Annotated in this window: 17 protein-coding genes; 10 read left to right on the top strand and 7 right to left on the bottom strand. The window is 75.1% G+C overall.

Going from position 1 to position 19,745, the window contains the following annotated elements; translation table 11 throughout:
- The first annotated feature begins 106 nt into the window (after window positions 1-106).
- Window positions 107-829 carry a GNAT family N-acetyltransferase gene (locus ABZ719_RS23210; protein ID WP_366727086.1) on the top strand — a complete coding sequence of 241 codons (723 nt, stop codon included), beginning with the start codon at window positions 107-109 and terminating at the stop codon, window positions 827-829.
- On the opposite strand, the gene paaK is transcribed toward ABZ719_RS23210, so the two are convergent.
- Window positions 801-2,093: a phenylacetate--CoA ligase PaaK gene (paaK, locus tag ABZ719_RS23205; protein WP_366727085.1), complete on the bottom strand. Its 1,293-nt coding sequence runs from the start codon at window positions 2,091-2,093 to the stop codon at window positions 801-803. The genes ABZ719_RS23210 and paaK overlap by 29 nt on opposite strands.
- Before the next feature lie 165 nt (window positions 2,094-2,258).
- Here paaK and ABZ719_RS23200 point away from each other — a divergent pair, with 165 nt between their 5' ends.
- From ABZ719_RS23200 to ABZ719_RS23175, 6 genes are all read left to right on the top strand, one after another.
- Window positions 2,259-3,122 (top strand): alpha/beta hydrolase, encoded by an 864-nt coding sequence (locus ABZ719_RS23200; RefSeq protein ID WP_366727084.1) that lies wholly within the window; start codon window positions 2,259-2,261, stop codon window positions 3,120-3,122.
- A 37-nt stretch (window positions 3,123-3,159) separates the two neighbouring features.
- Window positions 3,160-3,873 (top strand): alpha/beta fold hydrolase, encoded by a 714-nt coding sequence (locus ABZ719_RS23195; protein WP_366727083.1) that lies wholly within the window; start codon window positions 3,160-3,162, stop codon window positions 3,871-3,873.
- A 152-nt stretch (window positions 3,874-4,025) separates the two neighbouring features.
- Complete coding sequence (locus ABZ719_RS23190; RefSeq protein ID WP_366727082.1) at window positions 4,026-4,268, top strand: DUF397 domain-containing protein; 243 nt, start codon at window positions 4,026-4,028, stop codon at window positions 4,266-4,268.
- A 202-nt stretch (window positions 4,269-4,470) separates the two neighbouring features.
- Window positions 4,471-5,376, top strand: a complete 906-nt coding sequence (locus tag ABZ719_RS23185) for a universal stress protein (protein WP_366727081.1) — start codon at window positions 4,471-4,473, stop codon at window positions 5,374-5,376.
- A gap of 120 nt (window positions 5,377-5,496) precedes the next feature.
- The gene (locus ABZ719_RS23180; RefSeq protein WP_366727080.1) at window positions 5,497-6,111 is read left to right on the top strand and encodes an ABATE domain-containing protein; all 615 of its coding nucleotides are present in this window, start codon (window positions 5,497-5,499) and stop codon (window positions 6,109-6,111) included.
- A gap of 65 nt (window positions 6,112-6,176) precedes the next feature.
- Window positions 6,177-6,674, top strand: a complete 498-nt coding sequence (locus ABZ719_RS23175) for a hypothetical protein (protein WP_366727079.1) — start codon at window positions 6,177-6,179, stop codon at window positions 6,672-6,674.
- Between the two features lie 70 nt (window positions 6,675-6,744).
- Here ABZ719_RS23175 and ABZ719_RS23170 read toward each other — a convergent pair whose 3' ends face one another.
- Entirely contained in the window at window positions 6,745-8,745 is a 2,001-nt protein-coding gene (locus ABZ719_RS23170) for an N-acetylmuramoyl-L-alanine amidase (protein ID WP_366727078.1), read from the bottom strand.
- A 783-nt stretch (window positions 8,746-9,528) separates the two neighbouring features.
- Entirely contained in the window at window positions 9,529-10,668 is a 1,140-nt protein-coding gene (locus tag ABZ719_RS23165) for an aminoglycoside phosphotransferase family protein (RefSeq protein WP_366727077.1), read from the bottom strand.
- A 234-nt stretch (window positions 10,669-10,902) separates the two neighbouring features.
- Between ABZ719_RS23165 and ABZ719_RS23160 the strand changes: the two genes are divergently transcribed.
- Window positions 10,903-12,396, top strand: coding sequence for a hypothetical protein (locus tag ABZ719_RS23160; RefSeq protein WP_366727076.1), 1,494 nt, complete (start codon window positions 10,903-10,905; stop codon window positions 12,394-12,396).
- Between the two features lie 33 nt (window positions 12,397-12,429).
- Here ABZ719_RS23160 and ABZ719_RS23155 read toward each other — a convergent pair whose 3' ends face one another.
- Window positions 12,430-13,677 carry a SpoIIE family protein phosphatase gene (locus ABZ719_RS23155; RefSeq protein ID WP_366727075.1) on the bottom strand — a complete coding sequence of 416 codons (1,248 nt, stop codon included), beginning with the start codon at window positions 13,675-13,677 and terminating at the stop codon, window positions 12,430-12,432.
- 412 nt (window positions 13,678-14,089) lie between these two features.
- On the opposite strand from ABZ719_RS23155, the gene ABZ719_RS23150 reads away from it, so the two are divergent.
- Window positions 14,090-14,503: an SsgA family sporulation/cell division regulator gene (locus tag ABZ719_RS23150; protein ID WP_366727074.1), complete on the top strand. Its 414-nt coding sequence runs from the start codon at window positions 14,090-14,092 to the stop codon at window positions 14,501-14,503.
- Window positions 14,504-14,528: 25 nt separating this feature from the next.
- Here ABZ719_RS23150 and ABZ719_RS23145 read toward each other — a convergent pair whose 3' ends face one another.
- Both ABZ719_RS23145 and ABZ719_RS23140 read right to left on the bottom strand, forming a co-directional pair.
- Window positions 14,529-15,551, bottom strand: coding sequence for a Gfo/Idh/MocA family oxidoreductase (locus tag ABZ719_RS23145; protein WP_366727073.1), 1,023 nt, complete (start codon window positions 15,549-15,551; stop codon window positions 14,529-14,531).
- An 85-nt stretch (window positions 15,552-15,636) separates the two neighbouring features.
- Window positions 15,637-16,737: a chemotaxis protein gene (locus ABZ719_RS23140; RefSeq protein WP_366727072.1), complete on the bottom strand. Its 1,101-nt coding sequence runs from the start codon at window positions 16,735-16,737 to the stop codon at window positions 15,637-15,639.
- Between the two features lie 590 nt (window positions 16,738-17,327).
- On the opposite strand from ABZ719_RS23140, the gene asnB reads away from it, so the two are divergent.
- The gene (asnB, locus tag ABZ719_RS23135) at window positions 17,328-19,169 is read left to right on the top strand and encodes an asparagine synthase (glutamine-hydrolyzing) (RefSeq protein WP_366727071.1); all 1,842 of its coding nucleotides are present in this window, start codon (window positions 17,328-17,330) and stop codon (window positions 19,167-19,169) included.
- Here asnB and ABZ719_RS23130 read toward each other — a convergent pair.
- The gene (locus ABZ719_RS23130) at window positions 19,159-19,743 is read right to left on the bottom strand and encodes a DUF4232 domain-containing protein (protein WP_366727070.1); all 585 of its coding nucleotides are present in this window, start codon (window positions 19,741-19,743) and stop codon (window positions 19,159-19,161) included. The two genes, asnB and ABZ719_RS23130, sit on opposite strands and share 11 nt — an antisense overlap.
- Window positions 19,744-19,745: the final 2 nt, after the last annotated feature.

The following is a 19,745-nucleotide window of genomic DNA, read 5'->3' as shown; positions in this document are numbered from 1 at the left end:
GACCTGAACCGGCCCGGCGTGGGTCACTAGGGTGCCCATGAGGCGGCGAAGGATCGGGCAGACGGTGCCCAGGGGGCCGGCGAATGCATGGGGCACGATGGGTCCCATGCCGACGCACGAGAGAACGACGGTCCCCCCGCCCGCGCACCGGACCGGGAAGAAGCCGGACCCTCTGCCGCCGCACGAGACCGCAGAGACGCCTCTGCCGCCGCAGGAGAGCACCGAAGCTCTCCTGCCGCCGCAGGAGAGCACCGCCCGGCTGGAGGCGCCGGCCACCGCGACCGCGCCTGCTCTCCTGCTGCGGCCGTGGGAACCGGCGGACGCCGCCGCTCTCGCCGAGCTGTACCAGGACGAGGCGCTGCGCCGCTTCCTGAGCCACTCCATCGCCGACGAGGCGGACGCCGCCCGCTGGATCGAACGGCAGCGGCAGGACCGGCGGGCGGGCGGCCGGTTCGCCTTCGCCGTCGTGGAACGCGCGGCCCCGCACGCCGCGGGGCGCCTGGCGGGACACGCCGTCGTCAAAGGCGTCGCCCCCGGCTCCCCGGCCGCCGAGGTCGGGTACTGGACCGCGGCCCACGCGCGCGGCCGGGGCGTGGCCCCCCGCGCGCTGGAGGCGCTGACCGGCTGGGCCTTCGCGGCGTTCGCCGCGCAGGGGCTGACCCGGCTGGAACTCGTGCACCAGGCGGACAACACGGCGTCCTGCCGCGTCGCGCACAAGTGCGCCTACGAGCTGACCGGGACCCTCCCGGCCGCGCCGCCCGCCCACCCGCTCGACGGGCACGTCCACACCCGCACGCGGATCACGGGCGCAGGTCCACGATCCGCCTGATCTTGCCCACCGACCGCTCCAGCGACTCCGGCTCCACGATCTCCACCGCGACCGACACCCCGATGCCGTCCTTCACCGCCGCCCCGATGGACCGGGCGGCCGCCTCCCGCACCTCGGGCCCGGCGCCGGGCCGGGCCTCGGCGCGGACCGTGAGGGCGTCGAGCCGGTCCTCACGGGTGAGCCGGAGCTGGAAGTGCGGCGCGACGCCCGGGGTGCGCAGCACGATCTCCTCGATCTGGGTGGGGAAGAGGTTCACCCCGCGCAGGATCACCATGTCGTCGCAGCGGCCGGTGATCTTCTCCATCCGCCGGAAGGCCCGCGCCGTGCCCGGCAGCAGCCGGGTCAGGTCCCGGGTGCGGTAGCGGATCACCGGCATCGCCTCCTTGGTGAGCGAGGTGAACACCAGTTCCCCCTCCGCGCCCTCGGGCAGCACCTCACCGGTGAGCGGGTCCACGACCTCCGGGAAGAAGTGGTCCTCCCAGATGTGCGGGCCGTCCTTGGTCTCCACGCACTCCTGCGCCACACCCGGCCCGATCACCTCCGACAGCCCGTAGATGTCGACCGCGTCGATCCCGCACCGCTCCTCGATCTCCCGCCGCATCTCCTCGGTCCACGGCTCCGCGCCGAAGACACCGACGCGCAGGGAGGTGGAGCGCGGATCGACGCCCTGCCGCTCGAACTCGTCGAGGAGGGTGAGCATGTACGACGGCGTGACCATGATGATCCGGGGCTCCAGGTCCTGGATCAGCCGCACCTGGCGGGCGGTCATGCCGCCGGAGGCGGGCACGACCGTACAGCCGAGCCGCTCCGCGCCGTAGTGGGCGCCCAGACCTCCGGTGAACAGCCCGTACCCGTAGGCCACGTGCACGATGTCGCCGGGCCGGGCGCCCGCCGCGCGCAGCGAGCGGGCCACCATGTCCGCCCACACCGACAGGTCGCCGTCCGTGTAGCCGACGATCGTGGGGAGCCCGGTGGTGCCGCTGGAGGCGTGGATGCGGCGGATGCGCTCGCGGGGCACCGCGAACATCCCGAACGGATAGGCCGCGCGCAGGTCCGCCTTGTCGGTGAACGGGAAACGCGCCAGGTCGGCCAGCGAACGGCAGTCGTCCGGGTGCACGCCGGCCGCGTCGAAGGACGCGCGGTGGAAGGGGACGTTCTCGTAGGCGTGCCGCAGCGAGGCACGCAGCCGCTCCAGTTGGAGCGCCCGCAGCTCGTCGGTGCCCAGCCGTTCCCCCGAGTCCAGCAGCCGTGCCGCATCCGCCATCGGGACTCTCCCTCACCTGCCACGAACAATACGGTCGGTCCGGTTCGTCGACCGATCATTCGGTCGAGAACCCGGAGATCAGTAATCCAGGCCATCGGGCCGCAGGCAAGAGGCGGCGGCGAAATTCCTTGCCGGTCCGCGGCGCCCTCGGCCAGGATCGGCGGCATGCCGCACTTCACCGCACCCGACGGGACCCGCCTCGCCTACCACCTGCGCGGAGAGGGCGAACCGCTGCTCGTGCTGCCCGGCGGGCCGATGCGGGCCTCCGCCTACCTGGGCGACCTCGGCGGGCTCGCCGCCCACCGCCGGCTCGTCCTCCTCGACCTGCGCGGCACCGGCGGCTCCGGCATCCCGGCGAACTCGTCGACGTACCGCTGCGACCGGCAGGTCGAGGACGTGGAGGCGCTCCGCGTCCATCTGGGCCTGGAGCGCGTCGACCTCCTCGGGCACTCGGCGGGCGGCAGCCTCGCGGCGCTCTACGCGGCCCGCCGCCCCCACCGGGTGGCGCGGCTGGCGCTGATCACCACCGCCCTGCGCCCCCTCGGGCTGAGCGCGACGCCCGGGGACCGGCTCGCCGCCGCCCGGCTGCGCGACGGCGAGCCGTGGTTCGCTGCGGCCTACCCGCGGCTGGAGGCCTGGCTCGCGGGCGGCAGCGAGTACAGCGCGGCGCTCGCCCCCTTCTTCTACGGCCGCTGGGACGACGCCGCCCGGGCGCACGCCGAGGCCGACGAGGAGCAGACCAACGAGGAGGCCGCCGACCGCTATTTCGCGGAGGCGGAGTTCGACCCCGCCGCGACCCGCGCCGCGCTCCGCGAGCTGACCGCGCCCGTCCTCGTCCTGGCCGGGGAGCTCGACGGCGGCCCCCGCCCGGAACTGGCCCGCCGCGCCGCCGCGGCTTTCGCGCGCGCCGAGTTCGCGGTGCAGCCCGGCGCCGGACACTATCCGTGGCTCGACGACCCGCAGTGGTTCGTGCGACGGCTGACGGACTTCCTCGGCCGGGCGCGGACCGCTCTGCCGTCGGCAGAATGACCGGCGGCACGGCACGGACCGGGCCTAACGTGCCGGCATGGACAGCGGACCCCACCTCGTCGACGTCAACGGCATCACCCTCGCCTACCGCGCCTGGGGCGAAGCGGACGCACCGCCGGTCCTCCTGCTGCACTGCCGGGGCGCCGACGGCTCCGACTGGACACCGATCGCCCGGCGGCTGGCGAGCGGCCCGCGCCCACGCCGGGTCTACGCCCCCGACCTGCGCGGCCACGGCCGCAGCAGCCGGCTCGGCGACCGCCCCGGCGCCTACGCCCACGAGGCCCTGCGCGACGACGTGCTCGCCCTGCTGCGGGTGCTCGGCGTGGACCGTACCGACGTCGTGGGCCATTCCCTCGGCGGCGCCGTCGCCTGCCTGATCGCCCAGCGGGCGCCCGGGCTCGTACGGCGGCTCGTCCTGGAGGACGTACCGGCGCCCGTCCCGCTGGACCCGCCCCGACCGCCCGCGCCGCGCCCCGCCGGGGACCTGCCCTACGACTGGGCGATGATCCGGGCCACCGACGAGCAGCGCAACGCCCCCGATCCCGCCTGGGGCGCGCACATGCACCGGATCACCGCGCCCACCCTGCTGGTGTCGGGCGGCCCGTCCAGCTTCGTCGCGCCGCGGCAGATCGCCGACCTGGCCGGTCTGATCCCGGACGCCCGCGTCGTCACCGTCGACGCGGGGCACCTGGTGCACGAGAGCAGGCCCGAGGAGTTCCTAGCCCTCGTGGAACCCTTCCTCGCGCACTGATCCCGCCGTCCCGACGGTCCCGGCGGGCCCGCGCGGGACCTCCCGGACCGCGGCGGGCCGATCCCGCGAAGGTCCCTTCCGGACGGCCTGTCGGCGGTGGCGGCCGCTCGCTAGGCTGACCCGCGGACGACGGAAACGGGAGGAGCACGGACGTGGCCGAGAGCACTGTCCAGCAGCACCCGCTCGCGGGGTGGGACAAGCCGGAGCTGGACCTCAGCAACGCCGAGTGGCAGTCCAGCAGCCGGGGCCGGGGGGATGTGCAGATCGCCTTCGTCGAGGGGTTCGTCGCGATGCGCAACAGCGGTCGCCCGGAAAGTCCCTCGCTGATCTTCACGCCCGCGGAGTGGGGCGCGTTCGTCTCGGGAGCACGGGAAGGGGAGTTCGACCTGACCTGAGCGGGGCTCGCGGCCGCGGGACGGCGGCGGAGGAACGGACCTTGTCGGGACCGTCCTCCCGTCCGGCCGGCGCACTGGAGGCCGCTTCGGGGGTGTGGCCGCCGCGTTTCACGGTCACGCGGCCTCCAGGGCCCCGCCGGCGCCGCCGCCCGAACCGGGCCGGTCCGGCCGGGCAAGGCCGCCCCCGGAGGTGAGGTACCCCATGAGCGCTCCGCCGGTCGTCGCAGCGGTCGACGGCTCCGAAGACAGCCTGCGCGCCCTGGACTGGGCCCTGGACGCGGCCCGGCGGCGCCGGGCACCGCTGCGGGTGGTCCATGTGCGGCAGTACGCGGCCTGGACCCAGCCCGGCGTGCTGGCCGCCGGACCGCCCGCGGGAGCGGACGACGCCGTGCTCGACGCGGCCCGCGCCCGTCTCGCGGCCCACGGCGGCGACGGCACCGCCGTCGAGTACGCCGGGCTGGACGGCGTGCCGGGCGCCCTGCTGCCCGGGCTGGGCGCGACGGCCCAGCTCCTGGTGCTCGGCTCGCGCGGCCGGGGCGGGTTCGCGAGCCTGCTGCTGGGCTCCAACGGCCTGGCCGCAGCCCGCGACGCCGAGTGCCCCGTCGTCGTGGTGCCCCGGCCCGGACGCGAGGTCCACGACGGCGTGCCGGCCGGCCCCGGCCCCAGGGTGGCCGTCGGCCTGGACGTGGACAGCCCCGACGACGCGGTGCTCGCGTTCGCCTTCGCCGAGGCCGCCCGGCGCGGTGCCCGGCTCCAGGCGGTCGCGGCCTACCCCTGGCCCGCCCGGAGCTGGGCGGCGGCCGGGGAGATTCCCGCGCTGATGATCGACCAGGGGAAGGTGGAGAGCGAGATCCGCACCCTGGCCGAGGGCTTCCTCGCCCCGCACCGTGCCCGGCACCCGGAGGTGCCCGCCGCCGCGGACGTGCTGCCCGGCGACGCGGCCGGCCGGCTGGTCGCCGCGTCCGGCGGTGCCGAACTGGTCGTCGTCGGCCGCCACCGCCGGCGCCTGCTCGCCCCGGCCCGCATGATGGGCTCCGTCACCCAGGCGGTCCTGCTGCACGCGGCGGCCCCGATCGCGGTGGTGCCCCCGTCGCCGCCCCAGGAGTGACGGCCCCGGCGGCGCCTGCGCCGCCCCGCCCGCGAGCCCTCCGGTCCGCCGTCCCACGCTCGCTGTGCGGGGGACCGGGCTCCGGCGCCGGCGGGCGGCGGTGTGACTACCATCGGGCGCATGCAGGACTCGCCGGGCAGGGACGCCCGTCTCGCGCTCGACCTCGCCCTGACCCTCCGCCACGACGGCGCCGGCGGGGTCGCCGACGACCTGGCCGACCCGGCCGGACTCACCGCCTGGCTGCGTGCACGCCCGGAGATCCTGCCCGGCGCGGAGCCCCGCACCGCGGACGCGGCCGCACTGGCCGCGGTCCGTGAACTGCGCGCCGCCGTCCGCGCGCTCTTCGCCCACGCCGTCCGCCCCGGCGCGCCCAGCGCCGCCGACGCCGCCCGCCTGATGCCCGTGCCCGAGGCCGTCGACCGGCTCAACGCGGCCGCCGCCCGCACGCCCACCGTGCCCGTGCTGCGCTGGGAGGGGTCCGCCGAACCGGTGCTCCAGCGACGGCCCGTCCACGGCGCCGGGGACCTCACCGCGGCCCTCGCCCAGGCCGCCGTCGCCTTCCTCGCCGGCCCCGACCGGCAGCGGCTGCGCGCCTGCCACGCCCCCCGCTGCGTGCGGTACTTCCTCAAGGAGCACCCGCGCCAGCAGTGGTGCGGGCCCTCCTGCGGCAACCGGGCCCGCGTCGCCCGCCACCACGAGCGGCACCGCACCGCCGAAGGGGCCGGCTCCGGGTGAATTCCCGCCCCGGCCGGAGGCCGCCCGCACGTCGCGCGGCAGGCCGGGACACGTACCATGGCGGCATGTCGTTCCTCCGTCGCCGCAGCGCCACGCCCGCCGGGCCCGACTTCGACGTACTGGCCATGGACCCGGGCGACTGGCCCGGCAATCTGGGTGCCGGGCTGCTGCCCGCGCCCGACGGCACCTGCCAGGGTGTGTTCCTGCGCTACGACCTCTTCGGCGGCCGCGGTACCGCAATGATCATCGGCAACCTCCCCGAGGGTTCCCCGGCCCGGGAGGTCCCCGACGGCGAGGTGCCCTTCGAGGTGGCCCAGCTGCTGCTCGCCCTGGAGAACGACGAGGAGGTCACCGTCGTCGGCACCGAGGACATGCCGGTGCTGCAGGGCGACAACCTGCTGATCGTGCGCCGGCTCAAGCTCTCCGAGAGCCGGATCTCCTGTGTGCAGTTCGACCGCAGCGACGGCGTCCTGGTCACCATCGCCGCCTGGGACCGTCCCATCACCGACGACCTGTACGCCCTCCTCAAGCCGCTGCCCCCCGAGCTGTTCCAGCAGGGCTGAACGGGCGCGGCCGGGCGGACGCGGGTGCCGGCCCCGTGGCCGGCACCCGCGAGGGGCGCACCGCGTGCCCCTACAGACCCGATGGCTGCACCCGCACGTCGGCGGCCCGCACGAACGCCACCCGGTGGCCGTACTGGATCTCGTAGTACAGGTCCTTGCCCACGACCACCCGGTGCGAGTCCGTGGTGAACGTGACCGAGTAGAAGTACTCACCCGGCACCGCGTCCCCGACCACGTACTTCTGCCCGGCGAGCAGCTTGTACGGCAGCGGTGACACCGACTGCACCGGCACCCCGGCCGGGTAGGCCTCCTTCTCCGGGTACGCCCGCCCGTACACCGGCACGCTGTCCGCCCCGGCCTTCGGTGTCACCACCAGGCCGGCCGCGTTCACCGCGGTGGGCCGGGCGGCCGGGTTGCGGAACCAGGCCTTCTGGCCCAGGTACCAGATCGCCGTCCAGTCGCCCTGGCGGCCGGCGACCGCGTACTGCTGCCCGGTCTCGGCCCGCGACGCCACGTCGTTGACGTCGGTCGTGGAGTCGCCGCCGTCCGGCCTGAGCCCGGTGTCCTTCACCAGCGGCGCGGACGTGTCGGGCCGCGTGTACAGCCGCACCTCGTTGGAGCCGTGTGCCGCGCAGGCCTCGCCGGCCGTGGTGCAGCCGGTGTACTCCACCTGGTTGGCCGCGTAGTCGGGACGGATCGTCACCAGCCCGCCGTTCCTCCCGGCGGTCGGTTCGAACGGGCGGCCGAGCAGCTCGAAGTAGTGCCGCCAGTCCCAGTACGGACCGGGGTCGGTGTGCATGCCCGGGATCGTCCCGCTGGTCGGGCCGGGCACCGTGTCGTGGCCGAGGATGTGCTGCCGGTCCAGCGGGATGCCGTACTTCCGGGCCAGGTACTTCACCAGCCGCGCCGAGGAACGGTACATCGCCTCCGTGTACCAGGCGTCCGGCTCGGCGAGGAAGCCCTCGTGCTCCAGTCCGACCGAGGCGGCGTTGACGTACCAGTTCCCGGCGTGCCAGGCCACGTCCGCGCCCTTCACGTGCTGGGCGATGTGGCCGTCGGTGGAGCGCAGCGTGTAGTTCCAGGACACGTAGGTCGGATCCTGGACGAGGTTGAGGACGCCGTCCCAGCGGCCCTCGGTGTCGTGGATGACGATGTACCGGACGCGCTGCGAACCCGGCCGGTCGCCCAGGTCGTGGTTGCCGTAGTCGTCGGTGCCGAACTGCTGGTACGGCGCCGGGACCCACTCGCAGGACACCGAGGCCGGGCACTCCGTGCCGGCCGACGGGAGGCGCGCGAGGCCCGTCCGCGCCAGTTGCGCGGTGTCGGGGGCCAGGCGCGGCCGGGCGGCCAGGACGACGCGCTGTCCGGCGTCGGTGGTGCGCCGCTCGCCGGAGCGGATCACGTCGTACACGTCGTTCGCGTAGGCCGACGCCGTCGCGCTGTCGTCCGCGCCGGAGAACCGGGCCACCGCCCCGTACCAGTCGGCGGGATCCGCGCTCAGCGGCTCGCCGAGCCGCTTTTGCGCGGCGGCCAGCAGGGCCGCGCCGCCCGCGATGTTCGCCGCGGCGTCGTCGCGCAGCCGCTCGGCGGGGATCCCGGTCAGGCCGGCGGCCCGGGGCAGGGTCTTGAGCCGGTCGGGCAGCGCCGAGTCCGCCGGTACGGCCGTGCGCGCGACGGGGTGCAGGGCGGGGCGGGCGCTGTCACCGCGCGGGTCCTCGGTGCCCTCGCCGTGGTGCTCGGCGCGGGCCAGCGCCGTGTGCGCGTTCGTGAGGTGCATCGGCCCGTAGCCGCCGGTCACGCTCGGGGCACCGGCGTGTGCGTCCCAGCGGGACTGAAGGTAGGAGACGCCCAGCAGCACACTGAGCGGCACGTGGTACTCGGCCGCCGCGGAGGCGAACGCCCGTTGCAGCCGGCCGCTGTCGCCGGGCGCACCGGTGCCGTCCGCGGCACCGGCGGACGGCGCGGCGCCGAGCAGCGGCAGCAGCAGCGCGGCACAGGCGACGGCACCCGCCGCCGTACGCGCCCGGGTGCGGCCCGGCGTGGCTCTGGAGTCGGTGACGGATCCTCGCAAGGCTGCCTCCTGGGGCACTCGGGCGTGACGGGGCGTGCGGGGCCGGCGTGGGGTCAGTGGTACCGGCTGTCCGACGATCCGTCAATCATGCGCGCGGCCAGGCGATTTCCCATGTCAGCCGGGGTTCCGGCGAGTTTCGCGGCGACACCGCACGGGCCTGCGGGGCGTCAGTGGCATACACCTGTGCCCACGCCTGCCGCCCGCGCCCCGCCGGGCCCAGGGAAGGGCGACGGGCCGGCGGCCGAGGCCCCGGGGCGGACGCTGAGGGTGCGCCGACGGGGAGGACGGGAGGGTGGCGGGCGCCGTGGACGAAGCGTGCGGGGCGGCGAGCGCCGGCGGTGCGCGACGACGAGGGCCCGCCGGGGCGAAGGCCGCGCCGGGACGAGGAAAGGGGTCCCGGCGAGCCGGAGAAGGCCGGCAGGGCGGCGGGGGCGAGTCCGCGGTGCCGAGGAGACGGTGAGGGCGGTCGGCGACGCGACGGCGAGAGGCCCGCGGACCGCGGACCGCGGGGGAGAAGGCGCGCGTGGCGGCGCGGGTCCCGCCGGGGGAGGGGCCGCCAGGGTCCGTGGCGCGCGAGGACGACTGCCGAGGCGGCGGAAGAGGAGCGTGGCGTGCCGCAGGGGACGGCCGTGGTGCCACGGCGGAGGGCCGCGGTGTCACGGTGAAAGACCGGCGGTGTCACGGCGGAAGACCGCGCGGTGCCCCGGCGGAAGACCGGCGGTGTCCATGGCGGAGGGCCGCGGTGCGCCCGCTGGGGTGGCGCGCCGCGGCCCTCCGCCCCCGTCAGCGAGTGCCGACCGCCGCGCGTACGGCCCTGCGGGCCAGCTGGCAGTCGTCGTGCAGCCGCCTCAGCAGCAGCCGCTGCTCCTCACCGGTCGGCACGGCGGCCGGGTGGGCCGTGCCCGGTGCCGTCGGGGCCGCGTCGTGCATCGAACGCTGCACGGCCGTCTCGTAGGTGCGGATCTCCCGCGTCAGGACGAGCATCAGGTTCACCAGGAACGCGTCCCGGGCCGCCGGACCGGCCGCCTGGGCCAGCTGGCTGATCTGCCGCCGTGCCGTGGGCGCGTCGCCGAGCACCGACCACAGGGTCGCCAGGTCGTAACCCGGCAGGTACCACCCCGCGTGCTCCCAGTCCACCAGGACGGGACCGGCCGGTGAGAGCAGGATGTTGGCGAGCAGCGCGTCCCCGTGGCAGAACTGGCCCATGCCCTGGCGGCCCGCCGCGTGCGCGATGCCGTGCAGCAGCTTCTGCAGGTCGCCCATGTCGCGGTCGGTGAGCAGGCCCAGCTCGTGGTAGCGGGAGATCCGGGCGGCGTAGTCCAGCGGGGCGTCGAACGTGCCCGCCGGGGGCCGCCACCGGTTGAGCCGGCAGATCGCGCCGAGGGCCGCCTTGATGTCCGCCCGCGGCGGGGTCTGCGACGGGTGCCGCTGGAGGGCCGCCACCCGGCCCGGCGCCCGCTCGATCACCAGCGTGCAGTTGTCCGGGTCCGCCGCGATCAGCCGGGGCACGCGGACCGGGGGCCGGTGCCGGACGAACGAACGGTAGGCCGCTATTTCGTGCCGGTACCGCTCGGCCCATTCACGGGACGGGTCCAGTAAACACTTGGCGACGGCCGTGCTGCGCCCGGTCGTGCCGACCAGGAGAACCGACCGGGCGCTGCGGCGCAGGACCTGCACGGGAGCGAACTCCGGGCAGATCCGCTGCACCGACGCGAGCGCCGTGCGCAGTTGGGCGCCCTGCGGGCCGGACAGATCGAGCCTCCCGCTGAGCGGTGGTGTGCCGAGCCCCGGGGCGCGCCGCGGCCGGCCCACACCGAGCACGGGGGCCGCCGGACGCGCGGGGTCGAGGTAAGGACCGCCGGTGCCCGGACGGGCGCGCAGCGGCCGGGGCGGGGCGGACACGGAGGACGATGCTGCGTACATGGGCGAGACAGATCCCTTCGTGTGCCTGCTGCTCGAGTGCGCTGCCCGGCCCGGTCGCCCGGGTGCACCCTGGGGAATGTCCCTCGGCGACCGGGTCGGGGTGGCGCTTTCCTACCTGACACCCGTGGCCCCGTGGCACACCATCTGGCGCACCCTGGCGAACCCTGGCGAATAGTCGCCCGGCAACTCTCACCGGGTCTACTGTCAACTCAGCCGAGTACCTGGGGGCTTGACGTGACAGGACAACCCAACACCCGTCTCGCGGATCTGTTCGGCCTGGCCGGCTGGTCCAAGGGGGAGCTGGCCAGGCTGGTCAACCGGCAGGCGGCGGCCATGGGCCACCCCCAGCTGGCGACCGACACCTCCCGGGTGCGGCGTTGGATCGACATGGGAGAGATCCCGCGCGATCCCGTGCCGCGGGTGCTGGCGGCCCTGTTCACCGAGCGTCTCGGCCGTGTCGTGACCATCGAGGACCTCGGTCTGGTGCGGCAAGGGCGTACGGGGAAACGGCAGGGCGAGCGGGACGTGGAACATCCCGACGGCATGCCGTGGGCGCCCGAGCAGACCGCCGCGGTCCTCACCGAATTCACGGGAATGGACCTCATGCTCAACCGACGCGGCTTGGTGGGCGCGGGTGCCGCGCTCACCGCGGGATCAGCACTCACCGGCGCCATGCGCGACTGGCTGCACACCGATCCGACCCTGAAGGCCGACGCCCCCGACCTCGACCACCCCCTGCACGCCGACCCCGCCGGGTTCGACCGCTACGACGCCGCCCCGGTGGGCGCGGAGGAGGTCGAGGAGCTGGAACGCTCGGTGGAGGTGTTCCGGGCCTGGGACGCGGCCCGCGGCGGCGGGCTCCAGCGCAAGGCGGTGGTCGGCCAGCTCAACGAGGTGGGCGGCATGCTCGCCTACCGCCATCCCGCCCACCTCCAGCGCCGCCTGTGGGGCGTCGCCGCCAACCTCGCCGTCCTGGCGGGCTGGATGTCCCACGACGTCGGCCTGGAGCCCACCGCCCAGAAGTACTTCGTCATCGCCACCCATGCCGCGCGCGAGGGCGGTGACCGGCCCCGCGCGGGCGAGGCGCTCTCGCGCGCGGCCCGCCAGATGGTGCACCTGGGCCGGCCCGACGAGGCACTGGACCTCATGAAACTCGCCCAGTCCGGCTCCGGTGAGGGACTGCAGCCGCGCACCCAGGCGATGTTCCACACCATCGAGGCCTGGGCCCAGGCGTCCATGGGCAAGGGCCAGGCGATGCGCCGGACGCTCGGCCGGGCGGAGGACCTGTTCGTCTCGGAGAAGGGCGACCACGAGCCGCTGCCCTGGATGCAGACCTTCAAGGACGAGGACCTGTACGGCATGCAGGCGCTCGCGTACCGCACGCTGGCGGAGTTCGACCCGGACGCGGCCGCGCACGCCCAGCACTACGCGCAGAAGGCGCTGGCCCTGCGGGTCGACGGCCGTGAGCGGTCGAAGATCTTCGATCACCTGTCCATGGCCTCCGCCTGCTTCATCGCGGACGATCCCGAACAGGCGGACCGCTACGCACGGCTGGCGCTGATGTCGATGGGGTCGAACTCCTCCCGGCGCACCTGGGACCGGCTGCGCGAGATGTACCGGCTCACCGCGCAGTACGCCACCTACCCGAAGATCCACGAACTGCGGGAGGAGATCCGCCTCGCCCTGCCCCGGCCGAGGACGAAGGGCGCGGGCAGCGCACCGGCGTAGAGGAGCCGAGGCGCCGGTTGCGGCGTCATCCGGTCACGGCGTCACCCTGGCGACGAGCACACCGGCGTCGTCCTCGCGCTGCGCCGCGCCGAACTCTTCCAGGACCGTGCGCACACCGTCCCGCGCGCTGCGCGCCGAGGCGAACCGCGGGGCGAGATCCAGCAGGCGGGTCACGGCTGCCGTCGTGTCGCGTCCGGGCCCCAGGGCGCCGCAGTGCAGCAGGAGCAGATCGCCCGCCCGGAGGGTCTCCTCGGCCTGCCCGTGACCGGTGGCCGGAGCGGCGCCGGGCAGCACGCGGTCCGGCGTGTCCAGTGTCCGCCCCCTCCCGTCGCGGAACAGCAGGGGGGCGGGGAGGCCCGTCCGCGCCCAGGTCAGGGTGCGCCCGGCGGGCCGGTAGCGGCAGCAGACGGCGCCGACCGGGCCGGTCCGGCCGGCGGTGCCGGGCAACTGGGGGAGCCGTGACAGCAGTAGGGCCGGTCCGGGGCCCGTCCCGGCCGTCCCGCGCAGGGCACTCAGCAGCCGGGCGGCGCCGGGTCCGCCTCCGGTGAGGTGACCCACGCCGAGCAGGGTGTCGCCGCCGGGCAGCTCCAGCGTCTCGTACCAGTCGCCGCCGGTGACCGGGCCCGAGGCGGCGGGGAAATGACGGGCGGCCAGGTCGAGCCCCGGGCCGCCCCGGTGCGGGAGCCGCGGGGAGCCGCGCCACGGGGGCGGCGCGGTCTCCCGCGGCTCGACCGCGAGCCGGTGCCCGGCCTGCGCCGGATGCCGCCGGCGCTGCGGCGAGTCACGGGTCTCGCGCAGTGCCGTCCGGCCGCGGCGCCGTGCGCCGACGTCCCGCAGCACCGCCCGCATCGAGGCGGTTCCGCCGTCGGCGCCGAGCACCGGTTCGCTCCTCATGTGCACGGTGCGGACCGTGCCGTCCGGCCGTACGACGCGGAACTCGCCGTCGACCGGCTTCGCGTCGACCAGGCAGCCGGTGACCATCGCGGTCAGCCGGGCCCTGTCCTCCTCGTGCGCCACGGAGGGCAGTTCGTCCAGGGTGAGTGCGGGGGCGGCGGGGTCACGGCCGAGGATCCGGTGCAGTGCGGCGGACCAGTCGGCCACCCCCGTCAGCAGGTTCCACTCCGCGCTGCCGACCCGGCCGAGCGGGGAGCCCTCCCGTGCCTCCCGGCGCACCGCGCCGCCCTCGCCCTCGGACCGGCGCGCCCGGGAGGCCGGGGCGTCGACCGCACCGCGCCCGGCCGGCCGGCCGGGCGGGCGGTCCGCGAAGAGGGGGGAGGGCATGACGGACTCCGATGAGGGGACGGGTCGCGTGGGGCGGTGGGACCGCTACGACTGTGGCACAGCCGGCGACGGCCCGTAAGGGATTCGGCGACACACGATACGGTGGTGCTTCTGGCATATGCCACAGTCTTCGCGGGGTGACTCGACTGCGCCTTCGGCCTACTGCGCGGGACGGTCAAGGCGTAGGCGGACTACGGGAATTGACGGAATCGCGGGCGATCCACGCCGGCGTTCATGCGTGTGTTCGACGGCTCGGTGTTCCCGTCGGCGGGGGTGTGACACCCCGGGACCGGCAGGGTGATGCAGGTCACATGAATTGGTGGGGGGTCAGGCGTAATGCAAACGGCACCTGCGGGCTCCTAAGAACACACGGCAGAACCGGCCGACCTCCGACCCGCAGGGGAGACCGACCATGGACACCACTCTCGAGCAGTCCGCCCGCGCCCGTCTGATCACCGCGGACGGACAGGAACTCACCGTGCCCGCCATGCTCCGCTACGCCTCCGCGGACCCGCTGGCCGTGCACCTCGACTTCCCGCCCGAGGCCTCCCTCGACGGGGAGGAGGTCACCTGGACCTTCTCCCGCATCCTGCTGGAAGAGGGCCTCGAACAGCCGGCCGGGACGGGCGACGTGCACTTCTGGCCCTGCGGAGGCTCCCGTACGGCGATCGAACTGCACTCCCGGTCGGGCATGGCCCTCCTCCAGTTCGACACCCCGGCGCTGCGCCGCTTCCTCCTGCGCAGCTACGCCGTCGTCGCGCCCGGCCGGGAGGACGTCGGCGCCGCCGTCGACCGCGGCCTGAGCGCCCTGTTCGGTGCGGTGTGACGGAGCCCGCGGCCGGTACCCGGGCTCAGGCGGCGGGGGCGTACAGGTCCGGGCGGGGTGCCAGGCCGACCGGCACCCGGCCGCCGTGCTCCAGTGAACGCACCCCCGCCTCGGCGACGACGGAGGCGGCGTAGCCGTCCCACGCGCCGGGCCCGGTGACGCGCCCGCTCCGGGTGGCGTCGACCCAGGCCTGCACCTCGCGGTCGTAGGCGTCGGCGAAGCGCACGAGATAGTCCTGCGGCACCTGCTCGCGCGCGCCGCCCCGCCGGGTGACGACCATGCCGTGGTCGTCGCCGATCCGGGCGCTGCCCCGCTCGCCCACCGCCTCGCACCGCACCTGGTAGCCGAAGTCGCAGTTGACGAAGACCTCCACGTCCACCAGCGCGCCCCGCTCCGTCTCGAAGAGCACGAACTGCGGGTCGAGCAGCCCCTCGGGAGCCGCGGCGGAAGCCGCCGGACGCAGGACGGTGACCGCGGTCAGCTCCTGCCCGAGCAGCCAGCGGGCCGCGTCGATCTCGTGCGACACCGAGCTGTTGATCAGCATGGCGCTGGTGAAGTGCGGCGGGGAGGAGACGTTGCGGTGGGTGCAGTGCAGCATCAGCGCCCGCCCCAGCTCCCCGCTGTCCAGCAGGGACTTGAGCTGCCGGTATCCCGTGTCGTAGCGCCGCATGAAGCCGATCTGCGCCAGCCGCCGGCCCAGCCGCGCCTCCGCCTCCACCACCCGCAGCGCACCGGCCGAGTCCGGCACCATCGGCTTCTCGCACAGCACCGGCAGCCCGCGCGCGAAGGCCGCGAGCAGCGCCTCCTCGTGCGCGGGCCCGGGGGAGGCGATCAGGACCGCGTCGACGCCGGGCGCGTCGAGGGCGGCCACCGCATCGGCGTGCACCGACGCCCCCGCGATGCCGCCCAGCGCCTCCTCGGCCCGTGCCGTGTCGGGGTCGGCCACCGCGGCCACCCTGGCGCCGCTCACCACCCGGTCCAGGCGCCGTACGTGATCGGCCCCCATGTGCCCGGCGCCCAGCACCGCCACACCCAGCAGCTCACCCACGTGCGTTCCTCCTCGTCGACGGTTGCGCCGTAGCGTAGACGCCGACGAGGAGGGCCGGCCGGGGCCGGGAGCCAAGGCGGCGCGCTCAGTAGCGCAGCACGGCGGCGATGCCCTGCTCCTCGCCGAGCGTGCCGTCGGGTACGAAGCGGACCTCGGCCCCGGTCTCCAGGCACTGCTCGACGATCTCGTCCACGATGTCCTCGCGGGCGTCGAGGTCGCCGCCCTCGGCCGGGACCAGGTGGTCGCCGGCGTCGTCGCGCACGGTCACCCGGTAGTTCTCCTCGACGGCCAGCAGCCGGACGCGGCCCTCGCGGGCGCTGCGCCACAACTCGTCGACGCCCGCGGCGAACGCCTTGCGCCCGCGTGCCGCCTCCAGCTCCCGGGCGACGGCCTCGGTGTCCTCGCGGGCCCGCGCCTGAAGCACCGGCCGGAGTGCCCGCCGCACCGCTTCGGGCGTGCCGTGCGCCAGACCGCCGTGCGGGACGTGCACCGCGTCGCGGGCGACACCGCCGCTCTCGTCGAGGACCGCCAGCGCGCCCGGCTCGCCGGTGACGTACAGCGGGCGCGGGTGCTCGCGCAGCACGGCGCCCATCGCGATGTCGGCCTCCCGCAGGAACTGGCGGGTGCGCTCGTCGCGGAAGGTGCTCGGCGCGTCACCGATCCGCTCCTGCCGTTCGGCGTCGAAGTTCTCGTCGAGATCCCGGGTCAGCGGGAAGCCGCCGGTGCGGTCCTCGGCGATCCGGCCTCCGCCGCCGCTCCACAGGGTCATGCGGTCGGCGGAGACGGACAGCACCCAGAAGGGCCGCTCGGCCGCGTTCGCCGAGACCAGGTTGCGGGTGAGGAAGGTGTCCGAGAGAACCACCCGCTCCGGCACGCTGCGGCCCAGCGACCACACCTGGTGCTCCCCCGGCGCGGCGAGGATCAGCAGCCCGTCCTCGGCGTAGGTCAGGTCCACCTCGGACAGCGCCTGATCGAGCTGGCGTTCGACGTCGGTCCGGCGTTCCCGGGTGACCGCGGGGTCGGTCTCCAGCTGCTTCTTGGCCTCGGCCACGGCGTTGCGCAGCCGGACCCGGTCCTGGGTGTTGTCGGGTTCCCTGCGATGTGTCGGCGTCAGCACGGACACCGCGGGATAGCTGCGCGGGCGCCGCAGCTCGGCGAGGGTCGCGGGACTCAGATCGTGCTCCATGACAGCACCATAGGGCGGATTCGCATATCGGGCATTTGGAGTAATCGGTCGCCGCGAGCGGGGTAACTGGTTGCTGCGGGCGCTCGCTTGCCGGTACGCGGTCCGAGGGCCGTACGGGCCCGGAAGGCCATGCCGGCCCGGAAGGCCATGCCGGTCCGACGGGCCACGCCTCTCCGACGGGCCGTGCCGGTCCGGCGGGCCGCGGCGGTCCGGTGAGTCACGGCGGTCCGACGGGCGGACGCCGGTCAGGCAGGCGCGCCGGGTCCCACGGACCGCGTCGGTCCGGATGGCCATGCCCGTCCGGGCGTCACGTCGTCCGGAGGCGGCGCGCGTCGTCTCCGGAGATCGTGTACGGAGGCGGAGGGACGGCGTCCGTTGGACAAGTCTTTGCCGGTGGCCGGATCGGAGCGGAACCACCCGGGGCCGCTCCCGGTCGGCGGCCGGCCGGCGGATCTCCGGGAGGCAAAGTCCGGCCGAAAGCGCGGGGGCCGCGCGGCCGCGCGGGTCACGGCCGCGTTGACGGTCCCGGGCGGGGTGAAACACGCTCGTCATATAGGTGCTGGGTACAACTGGTTCGCTGGAGGTACGACATGTGCGGCATCACCGGCTGGGTCTCCTTCGACCGCGACCTGCGTTCCGAGGCCGCGACGCTGGACGCGATGACGGAGACGATGGCCTGCCGCGGCCCCGACGACCGGGGGACGTGGGCCCAGGGACCCGCGGCGCTCGGTCACCGCAGGCTCGCGATCATCGACCTGCCGGGCGGGCGCCAGCCGATGAGCGAGACCACCCCGGACGGCACCGTCGCGATGGTCTACTCGGGCGAGGCCTACAACTTCACGGAGCTGCGCACCGACCTCGTCGCGCGCGGTCACCGCTTCACCACCGACTCCGACACCGAGGTCGTGCTGCGCGGCTACCTGGAATGGGGCGACGGTGTCGCCGAGCGGCTCAACGGCATGTACGCCTTCGCCGTCTGGGACGGCCGGCACGACAAGCTCGTCATGATCCGCGACCGCATGGGCATCAAGCCGTTCTACTACCACCCGACGCCCGACGGCGTCCTCTTCGGCTCCGAGCCCAAGGCGATCCTCGCCAACCCGCTGGTCCGCCCCCGCGTGACCCTCGACGGCCTGCGTGAGCTGTTCGCCTTCGTCAAGACACCGGGCCACGCCGTGTGGGACGGCATGCACGAGGTCCAGCCCGGCACGGTCGTCACCGTCGAACGGGGCGGGCTGCGCACCCGCGTCTACTGGCAGCTGGAGACCCGGCCGCACACCGACGACCGCGACACCACCATCACCACCGTGCGCTCCCTCCTCGACGACATCGTGCGCCGCCAGCTCGTCGCCGACGTGCCCCGCTGCACCCTGCTCTCCGGCGGCCTCGACTCGTCCGCGATGACCGCCCTGGCCGCCCGGCAACTGGCCGAGCAGGGCGAGAAGGTGCGCAGCTTCGCCGTCGACTTCGTCGGCCAGACCGACCGGTTCGTCGCCGACGAGCTGCGCGGCACGCCCGACACGCCGTTCGTGCACGACCTGGCCCGCGCCGCCGACACCGACCACCAGGACATCGTGCTCGACGCGCAGTCACTGGCCGACCCGGAGGTGCGGGCACGGGTGCTGAGGGCCCGTGACCTGCCCATGGGCTTCGGCGACATGGACGCCTCGCTGTACCTGCTGTTCCGCAGCATCCGCGACCACTCCACCGTCGCCCTGTCCGGCGAGTCCGCCGACGAGGTCTTCGGCGGCTACCTCCAGTTCTTCGACGAGGAGGCCCGCCGCGCCGACACCTTCCCCTGGCTGGTGCGTTTCACCCGCGACTTCGGCGACGACGGCGACGTCATGCGCCCGGAACTCGCCCGCGCCCTGGACCTGCCGGCGTACGTCGCGGACGGCTACCGCACCGCCGTCTCCGCCATCCGCCGCCTCGACGGCGAGAGCGACTTCGAGTACCGGATGCGGCAGATCTGCCACCTGCACCTGACCCGCTTCGTCCGCGTCCTGCTGGACCGCAAGGACCGGATGAGCATGGCCGTCGGCCTGGAGGTCCGCGTGCCGTTCTGCGACCACCGGCTCGTGGAGTACGTCTACAACACGCCCTGGTCGCTGAAGTCGTTCGACGGACGGGAGAAGAGCCTGCTGCGGGAGGCGACCGCGGACCTGCTCCCCAAGTCCGTGTACGACAGGGTCAAGAGCCCCTACCCGTCGACCCAGGACCCCGCCTACGCGACCGCCCTGCAGAACCACGTCAAGGACCTGCTCGCCCGGCCCGACCACCCGGTGTTCGAACTGGTCGACCGGGAGCGGGTGCGCCGCGCCGCGCACCGGGACACCCCCGTCAGCACGCAGGCGGCGCGGCGCGGCCTGGAGAAGACCCTCGACCTGGCCGTGTGGCTCGACCTCTACCGCCCGGAGATCGTCACCGGCTGACAGCTGCGGACGCCGCGAGCCGGGTGCCCGTTTCGTTCGCGGCTCCGAGTCCGATCGCCCGGTCCGCGGCGGCGGCCGACGGCTGCCACCACGTCGTCACCGGCTCCCACACCCTGATCGGGCCGCCCGCGCCCAGCCCGGCCGCGGTGAAGACGCGGCCCGGTCCCGACGGGTTCGCCCAGACGGTCAGCGAGCCCACCCGGCGGACCTCCGGGTCCTCCGGGTGCGCCACCGTGCGCACCGCCGCGTACGCGGTCCTGCCGGCGCCGAGCCGGTACGGGCCGCTCCCGCCCGGCGGAACCGGCTGCGCCGCGCCGTCCAGGTCCCCGAAGGTGACCGTGGGGACGCGGTCGACGGCGCACGCACGGCCGTGGTTGGTGATCTGGACGCGGACCACGGTCCGGTCGGCGGGCACGGCCCGTGCCCGGACGGTCAGCCGCGCCCCGGCACAGGCGGGAGCGGCAGGCTTCGCGACGGTGTGCGCGGCGGCCGCCTGCCCGGCCGGGGCGGACAGCAGCAGGGCGGTGACGGCGGCCGGTGCGGCCGAAAGGGCGACGGCGGTACGGATACGCATGG

It is taken from the genome of Streptomyces sp. NPDC006743, assembly GCF_040703815.1.
Taxonomy (GTDB): Bacteria; Actinomycetota; Actinomycetes; order Streptomycetales; family Streptomycetaceae; genus Streptomyces.
Note: the sequence above shows the minus strand (reverse complement) of the source record. Positions and strands in the feature narration are given on the sequence as shown.